We start from the raw sequence: 12,668 nt of genomic DNA, 5'->3' as shown, positions 1-12,668 counted from the left end.
CTATTCGGCTGCCGCCTTCTGCGGCACCGGTTCTTCCTCCTCGTCGAACAGTGACGGCTGCTCGACCACCTCGACCGGGCCCGGCTCGCCCCGGCGCCGCACCCACAACCTGACGAGCCAGCCGGAAAAATGCTCCATGTAGACGTAAATGACGGGCGTGACGAACAGCGTCAGTGCCTGCGAAGCGACGAGACCGCCGACCACCGCCACGCCAAGAGGCTGGCGCAGTTCCGCACTGGCACCGGTGCCGAGCGCGATCGGGATGGTGCCCATCAGCGCGGCAAGCGTGGTCATCATGATCGGCCGGAAGCGCATCAGGCAGGCCTTGTGGATGGATTCGACGGGCGACATCCCCTCGCGCCTGAGCTCGAGCGCCACGTCGATCATCATGATGCCGTTCTTCTTGACGATGCCGATCAGCATCAGGATGCCGATCACAGCGATCACCGACAAATCCATCCCCGCCAACCGCAGTGCCACCAGCGCGCCAAGCACCGCCGACGGAAGCCCGGTCAGGATGGTGAGCGGGTGGATGAAGCTCTCATAGAGCATGCCGAGCACGATATAGATGGTCAGGATCGCGCCACCGATCAGCAGTCCCTGGTTGGAAAGCGAATCCTGGAAGGTCTTCGCCGTGCCCGAGAAAGTGGTCGAGATCGTCGGCGGCATGCCGATCTTTTCCTTCAGCGCATTGATGTGGCTCACGCTGTCGCCCAGGGCCACGCCCTGCGGCAGATTGTAGGAGATGGTCACTGCCGGAAGCTGGCCGAGCTGATTGACGGTCAGGGTACCGGCGGTCCGATCGACACGCGCGAAGGCGCCAAGCGGCACCAGGCTGCCGCTCGCCGTTCTCACCTTGATCGCCAGCATCCGTTCGGGCGACCACTCGATCTTCGGGTCGAGCTCCATGACCACTTTATAGCTGTCGGCCGAACCGAAGATGGTCGACACCTGCTGGGTGCCGAAACCGCCATAGAGGCTGGAACGCAACGTGTCGGTATCGACGCCAAGCGTCGATGCCTTGTCGCGGTCGATCACCAGCGTCGCCTGCAACGCGTTGTTCTGCAGGTCATTGGTGACGTCGGTGAAGGCGCCATGATCGGCGGCCATCGCGTCCGTCAGCCTTTGCGCCCAGACGTTCGTCAGGCCGGTATCGAGGCCCTGCACGGCAAGCTGATAGGCACTCGCCGAAGCGCGCGCGCCGAGCCGCAGGTTCTGCACCGGCTGCATATAGGTTTCGATACCGGGCACATTGGCAAGCTGGCGCCGCAGATCCGAAAGCACCTTGTCGATGTTCGGTCGCTGGTCCTTGTCCTTCAGCTGCACAAACAGCTGGCCCTGGTTGAGCGCATTGTTTCCACTGCCCGCCGACCAGCCGACATGGGCGACGTAGGGCGAATGGGTGAAGACATCCGCCACTTGACCCTGAAGCTTCACCATGGCGTCGAACGAAATATCCTGGCGCGCGATGGTCGTCACCGAGACCTGGCCGATATCCTCCTGCGGGAAAAAGCCCTTCGGCGATATCTGGATCAGCCAGACCGACAGCCCGGCGGTCACCAGGAAGACAAGGAAAACCAGAAAATTGTGACGCAGGCAGAATGTCAGCAGCCAGTCATAGCCCCGCATGAAGACGTTTTGCCTATGGTCCTCGCCATGCGCCGCCTTCTGCTCGGCTTTCGATAATGACAACAGCCGCGAGCACAGCATCGGCGTCAACGTCAGCGAGACAAACATCGACGCCAGGATGGCGACCGTCACCACCACCGCGAATTCGTTGAAGATGCGCCCGATCACGCCGCCCATCAAAAGCACCGGAATGAACACGGCGACCAGCGAGATCGAGATCGAGATGATTGTGAAGCCGATTTCGCGGGCGCCCTTGAGCGAAGCCTCGAGGGCCGAGACTCCGTCCTCCTCCATATGGCGGAAAATATTTTCCAGCATGACGATGGCATCGTCGACAACAAGGCCGACCGCCAGTGTCAGCCCCATCAATGAGACGTTGTCGATGGAAAAGCCGAACAGGTACATCACGCCCAGCGTGGCGATGAGCGAAATCGGCACCGCCACGGCGGGGATGACCGTCGCCGTTACCCGGCGCAGGAACAGGAAGATCACCATCACCACCAGCGCGATGGTGAGCAGCAGCGTGAACTGCACGTCGTCGACCGCCTCGCGGATCGACGTCGAGCGGTCATTGAGCAACTGGATGCTCGCCGCCGCAGGCATCTGACCCTCGAAGGAAGGCAGCATCGCCTTGACGCGGTCGACGACATCGACGGTGTTTGCATCCGGCTGGCGCTGCACGGCCATGATGATGGCGCGGGTACCGTCGTACCAGCTTGCGGTAGTCGTGGTCTCGACCGAATCGATGACGCGGGTCACCTCGCCGAGCCGCACTGGATGGCCGTTCTTGGTGGCGATGATGATGTTGGAGAACCCCGCCGCATTGGTGAGCTGCGTGTTCGCGGTAATGGTTAGTTGCTGTTTGTTGTTCTTGAGCACGCCGAGCGGCGTGTTGCTGTTGGCCGAGGCAATGGCCGTCTGCAGTTGGTCGATCGAGATGCCGCGAGCGGCGAGCGCCGTCGGATCTATCTGGACGCGCACGGCATATTTCTGCTGGCCGTAGATCGAAACCTGCGCAACGCCGTCGATCGTCGACAGCGACGGCGAGATCACATTCTCGGCAAATGCGTCTAGATCGGTCAGCGGAATGGTGTCGCTGACCAGCGACATCAGCAGGATTGGCGCGTCGGCTGGATTGACCTTGCGATAGCTCGGCGGGCTGGTCATCTCCGGCGGCAATTGTCGTTGTGTGCGTGCGATCGCTGCCTGCACGTCGGCGGCGGCCGCATCGATGTCGCGGTTGAGCACGAACTGAATGGCGATCGAGGTCGAGCCGAGCGAGTTGGTCGTCGAGATCGAATCGATGCCGGCGATAGTGGCAAACTGCTTGATCAGCGGCGTTGCCACCGAGGTCGCCATGGTTTCCGGCGAGGCCCCAGGCAGCGAGGCCGAGACGTTGACAACCGGGAATTCCGCGCTTGGCAGCGCCGCGACCGGCAGGAATTTGTAAGCAAATAGCCCGCCCAGAACCAGGGCGAACGACATGAGCAGCGTGGCGACGGGCCTGCGGATGCAGAATTCGGAAATCATGGCTGTGTTCCGCCCGTCCGGTCAGCCTCGGCAACCTTCGGAGCCGCCTGATCGCCGGTGCCGGTGGAAGCCTTGCCTTCGCGCACCGCCGCGCCGTTTTTCAGCTTGGTCTGGCCCTCGACGACGACACGCTCGCCGCTTTTCAAACCCTGACTAATCGCGGTGTTGGCACCTTCTGTCAGCGCGACCTGCACCGGCTGCATTTCAACGGTGTTGTCCGGCTTGATCACATAGACGAACGGGCCCTTCTGGCTGGGCTGGACGGCAACCGTCGGAACCGACGTCATTTGCGGCATGATGCCGGCCTCGAGCACGACGTTGACATATTGGCCCGGCCACAGCGAAAGATCGGCGTTGGGCACGCTGGCCCGCGTTGCGATCGTGCCGGACGCCGTGTCCACGCTGGAATCGACGAAATCCAGCGTTCCCTTGCCGATCGGCTTCGGGTCACCGTCCTTGGTCAGCGTTACCGCACCTTGCTGCGGCGCCGCCAGCGCCTTGTGCAGCAAGGCGAGATCCCTTTCGGGGAGATTGAAGTTCACCTGCAGCGGGTCGACCTGCGTGATCGTCACCAGCGGGGTCGACGTGCTGCTGCCGTTGCTGGTGGTGACGAGATCGCCGACCGCGACGCTGACCGCGCCAAGCCTCCCGGAGATCGGCGCCCTGATCGTGGCGAAGCCAAGCTGGATTTGGTCCGCATCGATCGTTGCCTTGTCGGCGTCGACGGTGGCCGCGGCGGATTTCTGCGCCGCGACGGCCTGATCATAGGTCTGCTGTGTTCCGGCCTGCCTGGCGACGAGATTTTTGGCGCGCTGAAGATCGGCCGTTGCGCTGGCAAGCAGCGCCTGGTCTTTCGCGAGCGTCGCCTGATCGCGTGCCAGTTGCGCCTTCAACGAGCGATCGTCCAGCGAGAACAGAAGGTCTCCGGCCTTCACCATCTGTCCGTCCTTGACCGCGATTGCAACGATCTGGCTCGAGACCCGTGCGTTGATGCTGACCACGGCAGGAGAGGACACGAAGCCGATTGCATAGCGCCGGACCGGGAAATCGGCCGTCGTAGCGGTGGCGGCAACCACCGAAGTCGAACGCGCGGCATTTGCCGCGGCAGCGGGTTTGTCCGCCGTCGCCGTCTGCTTCGCCGACAGCATCTGCTGAAGACCGCTCATTGCGCTGGGCGAAAGATACAGCCACGCCGCCGCAACGCAGGCTGCAGCGATCACCGCAAGTACGATCTTTCCGCGCATCGACAAAAGGCCTCTTAATCCGACACGCCGCTATCCGGTGGCCGTAGTCTAGCTCAACTCGCAGCCTCTTGCCGCGCTTTTGCCAGATAATAGAGGATGCCGAAGGCGAAAAAGGGCCAAAACCCGTCATTACGAAGATTTAATGTGCAGTGCACAATAGAACGGCAGCTAACGCAGCATCGGCCACAGCGTCGCCGCAAGCATCACGCCCATGGCGATGTTGAACCATTTGAGCCGCACCGCATCCGCCAGAAAACCGCGCAGTGCCATGCCGAAACCGGCCCAGGTCGAAATGCTCGGCAGCATGACGACGGCGAACGCGGCCGCGATCAGCACCACCGACACAAACGGGCGTTCCGGATTGGTATAGACGGCCATGGCTGTAATCGCCATCACCCAGGCCTTGGGATTGACCCATTGGAACGCCGCAGCCTCGATGAAGCGCATCGGCTGGCCCTTCGCCTCGCCTTCGCCGCCGAGCGAGCGCGACATGGCGATCTTCCAGGCGAGATAAAGCAGGTAGAGGCCGCCGGCGATCTTCAACCCGGTGTGCAGCACCGGAAAGGCCGTCAACACGGCGCCAAGCCCGAAGCCTACGGCAAGCAACAGCACGAGGAAGCCGAAGCCGATGCCGAGCATGTGTGGCACGGTCTTGACCAAGCCGAAATTCACGCCCGATGCCAGAAGCATGAAGTTGTTCGGGCCCGGTGTGATCGAGGTCACGAAGGCATAGACCAGCAGGGCGAAGAATGCGTCGAATGTCATGCCGTTCCCCTAATCAATGCGATCGGTGGCGAAGCGACGAGATAGAGCCAAGTTGGATGACTACATCCCTTGCGGGCCGCGGTTCATCGCCGCCACCCCGGTACGGCAGATCTCGACGAGCCCGAGCGGTTTCATGATGGCGATGAACTGATCGAGCTTGGAGCCCTTGCCGGTGATCTCGAAGATGAAATGCTCGGTATTGGCATCGATGACGCTGGCGCGGAATGCATCGGCGAGCCGGAGCGCCTCGACGCGGGCTTCACCGGTGCCGGCGACCTTGACCAGCGCGAGTTCCCGCTCCAGTGGCCGCTCCTGTCCGAATTCCTGCGACCGCACGGTGAGATCGACGACGCGGTGCACCGGCACGATGCGCTCGAGCTGGTGCTTGATCTGCTCCAGCACGTGCGGCGTGCCGCGCGTCACGATGGTGATGCGCGACAGGTGCTTTTCGTGCTCTGTTTCCGAGACCGTCAGGCTCTCGATGTTGTAGCCACGTCCGGAAAACAGGCCGATGACCCGCGCAAGCACACCCGGCTCGTTGTCGACCAGGACCGAAAGCGTGTGATTCTCTGGTTTTTCCGTCTCCTTGGCGATAAAATAGGCCGAGCCGGTCGGTTGCAACTGTGCGTTCATGACATGAATCTCGATTTCAATCTTTTGCGCTAATCTGCTGTTTTCGCACAGCTTCCTTGAACCAGGCTACACCAGTTCCCTGCCCTTGGCGTCGATCGCGTTGGCCACAGCTTCGTCCGTCGCCTCGTCAGGCAACAGCATCTCGTTATGCGCCTTGCCCGACGGGATCATCGGAAAGCAGTTGGCGAGCGTCGCCACGCGGCAGTCGAACAGGACGGGCTTCTTGACCGCGATCATCTCCTTGATGGCGTCGTCGAGCTCGTCCGGCTTGTCGCAGCGAATGCCGTGGCCGCCATAGGCTTCGGCGAGCTTGACGAAATCCGGCATCGCCTCGGTGTAGGAATGCGACAACCGGTTGCCGTGCAGCAGCTGCTGCCACTGCCGCACCATGCCCATATACTGGTTGTTGAGGATGAAGATCTTGATCGGCGCCTCGTGCTGCACTGCCGCGCTCATCTCCTGCATCGTCATCTGCACCGAAGCGTCGCCAGCGATATCGATGACCAGCGCATCCGGGTGCGCGATCTGCACGCCGAGCGCGGCCGGCAGGCCGTAGCCCATCGTGCCCAGTCCGCCAGAGGTCATCCAGCGGTTCGGCTTCTCGAAGTGATAGTGCTGTGCCGCCCACATCTGATGCTGGCCGACCTCGGTGGTGATGTAAGTGTCGAGGTCCTTGGTCAGCGCATAGAGCCGCTGGACGGCGTATTGCGGCATGATCACCTCGTGGTTCATCTTGTAGGCGAGCGAATCCCGGGCGCGCCATTTGGCAATCTGCTCCCACCACGGGTGAAGCGCTTTCTTGTCGGCCTTGGCGGTTGCCCGCCACAGCCGCACCAGATCCTCCAGCACACGCCCGACATCGCCGATGATCGGCACGTCGGTGTGGACGTTCTTGTTGATCGACGACGGGTCGATGTCGATGTGGATCTTCTTCGAATTCGGCGAAAACGCCGTCAGCCGCCCGGTGATGCGGTCGTCGAAGCGCGCGCCGATGCAGAGCATGACGTCGCAATCGTGCATCGCCATGTTCGCTTCATACGTGCCGTGCATGCCCAGCATGCCCATCCAGTTCTTGCCCGACGCCGGATAGGCGCCGAGGCCCATCAGCGTCGAGGTGATGGGAAAGCCGGTGAGGTCGACCAACTCGCGCAGCAGATGGCTCGCCTCCGGGCCGGAATTGATGACGCCACCGCCCGAATAGATGATCGGCTTCCTGGCGCCGGCCATCAGCTCGACCGCCGCCTTGATCTTTTCCAGATCGCCCTGGACCTTCGGCTGGTAGCTGGTGCGCGGCGCCGTCTGCGGCGGGACATAGATACCCCTGGCGAACTGAACGTCCTTCGGGATGTCGACGACGACCGGACCGGGGCGGCCCGTCGTTGCCACATGGAAGGCCTCGTGGATCGTTGCCGCGAGCTCGTTGACGTCTTTCACCAGCCAGTTGTGCTTGGTGCAGGGTCGCGTGATGCCGACCGTATCGCACTCCTGGAACGCGTCCGAGCCGATCAGCGAAGTCGGCACCTGGCCGGTCAGGCAGACCAGCGGGATCGAGTCCATCAGCGCGTCCTGCAATGGCGTCACCGCATTTGTCGCACCCGGCCCGGAGGTCACCAGCATGACGCCGGCCTTGCCGGTCGAGCGCGCGTAGCCTTCCGCCGCGTGGCCCGCGCCCTGCTCGTGACGGACGAGGATGTGCTCGACCTCGTCCTGCTGGAAGATTTCATCGTAGATTGGCAGAACCGCGCCGCCCGGATAGCCGAAAACATGCTTGACGCCATTGTCCTTCAGCGCCTGCACCACCATTTCGGCGCCAGTCATTTCGGCTCTTGGCATTTCGGTTCTTGGCATTTCGCGCCGCTCATACTGTCCACTGCTCATCGGTCTGGTCCCATACTGTTCGCCGTCGGGCGATTGCTGGTCGTTTAGTCGTATTTCGGGCAATAAAAAAGGCCCCCGAGGGAGCCTGTGTCTTGCGCATGGGAGGTCATCGCCCGGCGGTTACACCGCCTTGCCCACGCGCTTTCCTACGAGAATGAGTGCCTTTTTCATGGTGCCGGACAATAGAATTGGTTTGACGCCCCTGTCAACGGCGAATGTGCACTTGGCCGGATCAGGCTGCACCAATGCGTTTCCAATAGATGAGGGTGGCTGTGAGCCCGCCATGCGGCTTCAGCGCATAATCCGGTATTTCGCCGGCCAGCGTGAAGCCGAGCTTTTCATAGAGGCCGGAAGCCCCCTCCTCTTTTGCCGTGTCGAGGACCAACAGGGTGCGGCCTTTCTCCATGGCAACGACTTCCGCCGCCTCCATCAGGCGGGTTGCTATGCCCTTGCCGCGGTAATCGGGGCGGGTCATCAGCTTGGCGATCTCGGCCCGGTGCGGCTGGTTGGGAGGGCAGTCGAGCAGCAAGGTAACGGTGCCGACCAGCGCCTCGCCGTTCCAGGCTCCAAGCACCGCCCTTTCGCCTCTGGCGGCCGCCTGAAGCGACTTGTTCCAGAAGGCCGCGGCCATCTCTGGCGCCAGCGGATGCATGAAGCTGACCGAGCCGCCGGCAGCGACTGTACCGATCAGCAGATCCGCCAGCATTTTTTGCGTCCCGTCAGTACCGGTGAGTGGCCTGATTTCGATCGAACTCATGTGGTTCCCCTGCGCCGTCTGTCACTCGAAATGACTGGTCCGCTTCCGCTTCCTGGCCCGGCGGATTTCCGCGATGCGATCGGCGTCTTCCTCTTGCAGATGTCGCCCGCGTTCCAGCAGTTCGAGCGTGTATTCCTCATAGGTCAGGCCCAGCCGCTCGGCCTTGTCCAGCCGCATCAGCATGATCTCGCGGCTCGGCACTTTCCATGCCTGGGCATAGGCGGTCCGCCAGGCAAGAAAGACATAGGGATCGCCCTTGCTCCAGGGCGGACCGTTATAGTCGTCGAGCGGCGGACCGCCATTGTCGGAGCGTTTCGGACGACGCGCCTTCACCTCAGCTCCTGGCCAACGCAACCAGATAGTCGGCGGCGTCCGGGCCCGGAGCGTGAAAGACGCAATCGGATGGCGCGCCGAGCGCCAGGCAGTCGCCGGGTTCGAGCCTGTGAACGATTTCGCCCTCGGTGAATTCCAGCCGCCCGGAGATCATCCAGATCTGTTGCCTGATGAAGGCATAGGACGCCGCCGGGAAACTTACCTTGGCGCCCGCCGGCAGTTGGACTCGGATCAGTTCGAGCGGCATGTCCGAAACCGGCGAAAGGTGCCGCCGCACATAACCGGTAGCCAGATCGCTCCAGACCGGCTGGTCACGTTCGCGAAGCAGGCCACCGCCTTGCAATTCCGCCCTTGCTATCAAAGTGGAGAGCGTCATGCCGAAGGCGGCCGCAATGCGCACGAGGAGTGCCGCCGTCGGGCTGGTCATGCCGCGCTCTATCGTGCTCAGCATGGCTTTCGAGACATCGGACCGCTCCGCCAATTCAGCCAGGGACCAGCTGCGAACCACCCTTTCGGCATGTATTCTTCTGCCGATGGTCGAAGATATATCGTTCGCTATATCATCCATTAATCCGATATATCGAAAATTCTTCTACGAAGCAACGACCGTTTCGTCCAGTTTTCGCAAACTCCTTAATGTCCGCTAAACCATCCCGCCTCATCCCACCTTAACCCCGTTCGCCTAGGCTCATCGCTTGGGAAAAGGGGACCCGGCCTGTCCATGCTCGTTGAACGCGAAGCCTCCATTGGAGAACCGACTTTGCTGGAGCGCCGCAGGGCGGAGCAGAACGACAAGCGGATTCTGGGCAATGTCGTGCAATGCGATGGCGCGCGCGCCACCATCAGCGCCTATGCCGACGATATCGAAGGCACGGTCACCGGCCTGTGGAGCGTCGGCAAGATGATCTCGATCAATCTCGGCACATCACGAACCGTCGGCCTCGTCTACGAAATCGGCAAGTCGGATCGTGCCTGGAGCAGCGAGGGCCAGAATCCGATCGAGGTCAGCATCGAATTGATCGGCGAGGTGCGCGACGGTGCCGAACCCGGCGCGAAGCCGGTCTTCGACCGTGGCATCACGACCTATCCGCATATCGGCGCCATTGCCCATCGAATCCGCAGCCGCGACCTGCAGGCCGTCTACGATCTCGCCGGTCGTCATTCGATCACCATCGGCACGCTGTCGCAGGACGAGGCCATCGACGCCAATATCGCCATCGACGATACGCTGGCGCGCCATTTCGCCATTGTCGGCACCACCGGGGTCGGCAAATCGACCGCCGTGTCGCTGCTCTTGCGCAAGTCTATCGCCGCCCGGCCCGACCTGCGCGTGCTAATCCTCGATCCACACAACGAGTTCGCCGCGTCGTTGCCCGAATATTGCGTCAGGGTCGATTCGACGACGCTCGACCTGCCCTTCTGGATGTTCAAGCTCGAAGAATTTGCCGAAGTGCTGTTTCGCGGCCGCGAGACGGTCCCGGAAGAGGTCGACGCCTTGCGCGATCTTATTCCCGCGGCCAAGAACCTCTACCGCAATCCTAACTCCGGCAACTTTCTACGGCGCAGCACCGATGCGCTGACCGCCGACGCGCCGGTGCCCTATCGCATTGCCGACCTCATCAAGCTGGTCGACGAGCGCATGGGATTGCTGGAAAGCAAGAACGATCGCCCGACCCTCAGGTCACTGAAGACACGCATCGAATTGGCGGCATCCGATCCGCGCTACCGTTTCATGTTCAACTCGCGCCTGATCGAAGACACCATCCACGAGACGATCGGCAACATTTTCCGCGTGCCGCATCACGGCCGCCCGGTGACCTGCTTCGAAATGGCCGGCATGCCGTCCGAGGTGGTCAATTCCGTTTGCTCGGTGCTGGCGCGGCTGGCCTTCGACCTGGCATTGTGGAGCGAAGGCCGCCTGCGGCTGCTCTTCCTGTGCGAGGAAGCGCATCGCTACATGCCCGCCGATCCGCGCCTCGGTTTCGCACCGACGCGGCATGCGCTGTCGCGCATCGCCAAGGAAGGCCGTAAATATGGCTGTTATCTCGGCGTCGTCACCCAGCGCCCGGGCGAACTCGACCCGACGATCCTGTCGCAGTGCTCGACGTTCTTTGCCATGCGGCTCGCCAACGAGCAGGACCAGGCGATCATCCGCTCGGCGATCGCCGATTCCTCGGCTTCGACGCTGGCGTTCCTGTCTTCCATGGGCCAGCGCGAGGCCATCGCCTTCGGGGAAGGCGTGGCGACGACGATGCGGATGAAGTTCGAAAAGCTCTCCGAGGATTTGATCCCCCGCACGGCCAAGCGTGCGGACGCCTTGCCGTCCGAAACCGGCGACGAGGTCGACCTCGTGGCGATCGTCGAACGGCTGCGCAACGTGCCGAAATCACAGCAGGCAATGCCTTTCGCGGAAGTCGTCGATCCGGGCCGGCAGGCCGGCGATTCGGACTATCGCAAACCGTCGGCCGCACGCACCCAGCGGAACGACGATTTCGACTTGCGCTACGGCCTCAAGCCGGCGACCTTCGGGCTGCGTCCCCCAGAATGATTGAGCCGAGCGACTTTTAGGCAGCGCTCGCAGATATCACAGCTGAGCTTCGATGGCTGTCTTGTCTATAACTGACCACACCTGGCGAATTTTCCCTCTCTGAAACTCATAGAATACGTTCTCGGCAAACGAAATTCTCTTCCCGCTTACATCGAGCCCAAGGAACGTTCCCCTTGGCGCGCAGTCGAAGCTTAGCCGGCTCGCTATATAAGGCGGATCGGCAACCAATAGCTGAATGTCGAAGTAAAGGTCCGGAATTTCGTCGAAGTCTCTCACCAACATTTCGAGATAGCCGGACAATCCGAGCTTGCGACCGTTGTGAGTCACCTCATCATGAACAAACCGCCCCAGATTTGGCCAATCCTGCTTGTTCAGGCATGCAATGTAGGCCCGGTAAAGATCGGAGAGGTCGGATTTAGTCACGGCAACACCTCTATTTCCGGCAAGCTCCGCAAAGGCAGCATCTCAGCTTGACTGGGTGACGTCGGTCTGCGTGCATCGGAAACGCAGAAAACGATACCAGACGGCCAGCATCACGAATTCAATGACGGAATTTCAGGCGCAGACGCGGTTGCGCCCTTGCCTCTTCGCCTCGTAGAGCTGGCGATCGGCGCGGCGATAGAACTCCTCGGCGGTTTCCTTGCGATCCCAGACGGCAAGCCCGACACTGGTCGTGATTTTCAGTCGGACATTGCCTGTCAGCACCGACATGTTGGCGATCGCCTTGCGGATGCGCTCGGCGAATTTGGATAGCAGTTCGGCGTCCATATTGGGCGTGACCACCGCGAACTCCTCGCCGCCCAGGCGCGCCACCACGTCGTGATAGCGTGTCATGTCCTTGAGACAGTTAGCGACGGCCCGCAACACCTCGTCGCCGACATCGTGGCCGTGGCTGTCGTTGACCTGCTTGAAATGGTCAAGGTCGAGGATCATCAGCCCGACTGGTTTCTCGATGCGACGGAACTCTTCGAGATATTCCTTCAGCGCATCGTCGAAGTAGCGCCGGTTCTGCATGCCGGTGAGGCTGTCCGTGAGCGCCGCATGCTCCAGCGTCTCCGAACGCGCGCTGAGCGAAACGGTCATGGCCCGCAGCTTGCCTTCTTCCGTCGCCTGCTTTCGGATCAGCGGGTAGATGAAGAAAATGCCGAAGAACAGCGCAGTCGTTAGCAGCACGCCGGTCGCAAACAGCAGCTTGTTGAGATAGATGATTTCATCGAGTTCCGAAGGCGTATTGCTAATGTCGGCGGCCAAGGTTTGCAGGAGCCCATAGGCGTAAAGCGTCACCAGGCCGGCGGCCAGGATCACAAAAATAAATACGAAAAAGGCTGATTCCGCCTTGTGGAAACGCATC

Annotated in this window: 11 protein-coding genes; 1 reads left to right on the top strand and 10 read right to left on the bottom strand. The window is 61.6% G+C overall.

Annotated features, from left to right (window positions below):
- The 8 genes from NKG60_RS01400 to NKG60_RS01365 all read right to left on the bottom strand — a co-directional run bounded on the left by NKG60_RS01400 (window position 1) and on the right by NKG60_RS01365 (window position 9,337).
- Entirely contained in the window at window positions 1-3,159 is a 3,159-nt protein-coding gene (locus tag NKG60_RS01400) for an efflux RND transporter permease subunit (protein WP_352863812.1), read from the bottom strand.
- Window positions 3,156-4,403, bottom strand: coding sequence for an efflux RND transporter periplasmic adaptor subunit (locus NKG60_RS01395; protein WP_352863810.1), 1,248 nt, complete (start codon window positions 4,401-4,403; stop codon window positions 3,156-3,158). The genes NKG60_RS01400 and NKG60_RS01395 overlap by 4 nt, the downstream gene beginning before the upstream one ends.
- A 168-nt stretch (window positions 4,404-4,571) precedes the next feature.
- Window positions 4,572-5,168, bottom strand: coding sequence for a LysE family translocator (locus NKG60_RS01390; RefSeq protein ID WP_352483004.1), 597 nt, complete (start codon window positions 5,166-5,168; stop codon window positions 4,572-4,574).
- A 60-nt stretch (window positions 5,169-5,228) separates the two neighbouring features.
- Window positions 5,229-5,801, bottom strand: coding sequence for an acetolactate synthase small subunit (gene ilvN / locus NKG60_RS01385; protein WP_023676680.1), 573 nt, complete (start codon window positions 5,799-5,801; stop codon window positions 5,229-5,231).
- Between the two features lie 66 nt (window positions 5,802-5,867).
- Complete coding sequence (locus NKG60_RS01380; RefSeq protein WP_352564512.1) at window positions 5,868-7,619, bottom strand: acetolactate synthase 3 large subunit; 1,752 nt, start codon at window positions 7,617-7,619, stop codon at window positions 5,868-5,870.
- Window positions 7,620-7,911: 292 nt separating this feature from the next.
- Complete coding sequence (locus NKG60_RS01375; protein ID WP_352863808.1) at window positions 7,912-8,436, bottom strand: GNAT family N-acetyltransferase; 525 nt, start codon at window positions 8,434-8,436, stop codon at window positions 7,912-7,914.
- A gap of 21 nt (window positions 8,437-8,457) precedes the next feature.
- Window positions 8,458-8,769: a hypothetical protein gene (locus NKG60_RS01370; RefSeq protein WP_352863806.1), complete on the bottom strand. Its 312-nt coding sequence runs from the start codon at window positions 8,767-8,769 to the stop codon at window positions 8,458-8,460.
- Window position 8,770: 1 nt separating this feature from the next.
- Entirely contained in the window at window positions 8,771-9,337 is a 567-nt protein-coding gene (locus NKG60_RS01365; protein ID WP_352863804.1) for a helix-turn-helix domain-containing protein, read from the bottom strand.
- Window positions 9,338-9,490: 153 nt separating this feature from the next.
- Here NKG60_RS01365 and NKG60_RS01360 point away from each other — a divergent pair, with 153 nt between their 5' ends.
- Window positions 9,491-11,317 carry an ATP-binding protein gene (locus NKG60_RS01360; RefSeq protein ID WP_352973892.1) on the top strand — a complete coding sequence of 609 codons (1,827 nt, stop codon included), beginning with the start codon at window positions 9,491-9,493 and terminating at the stop codon, window positions 11,315-11,317.
- A 36-nt stretch (window positions 11,318-11,353) separates the two neighbouring features.
- On the opposite strand, the gene NKG60_RS01355 is transcribed toward NKG60_RS01360, so the two are convergent.
- Together NKG60_RS01355 and NKG60_RS01350 are read right to left on the bottom strand one after the other, a co-directional pair.
- On the bottom strand, window positions 11,354-11,740 hold the full coding sequence (locus NKG60_RS01355) for an ester cyclase (protein WP_352863800.1): 387 nt from the start codon (window positions 11,738-11,740) through the stop codon (window positions 11,354-11,356).
- A gap of 132 nt (window positions 11,741-11,872) precedes the next feature.
- On the bottom strand, window positions 11,873-12,667 hold the full coding sequence (locus tag NKG60_RS01350; protein ID WP_352666995.1) for a GGDEF domain-containing protein: 795 nt from the start codon (window positions 12,665-12,667) through the stop codon (window positions 11,873-11,875).
- Between the last annotated feature and the right edge of the window lies 1 nt (window position 12,668).

The sequence above is a fragment of the Mesorhizobium sp. M1428 genome (genome assembly GCF_040317515.1).
Classification (GTDB): domain Bacteria; phylum Pseudomonadota; class Alphaproteobacteria; order Rhizobiales; family Rhizobiaceae; genus Mesorhizobium.
The sequence above is the reverse complement of the archived record's forward strand: the minus strand, read 5'-3'. Positions and strand labels throughout refer to the sequence as shown.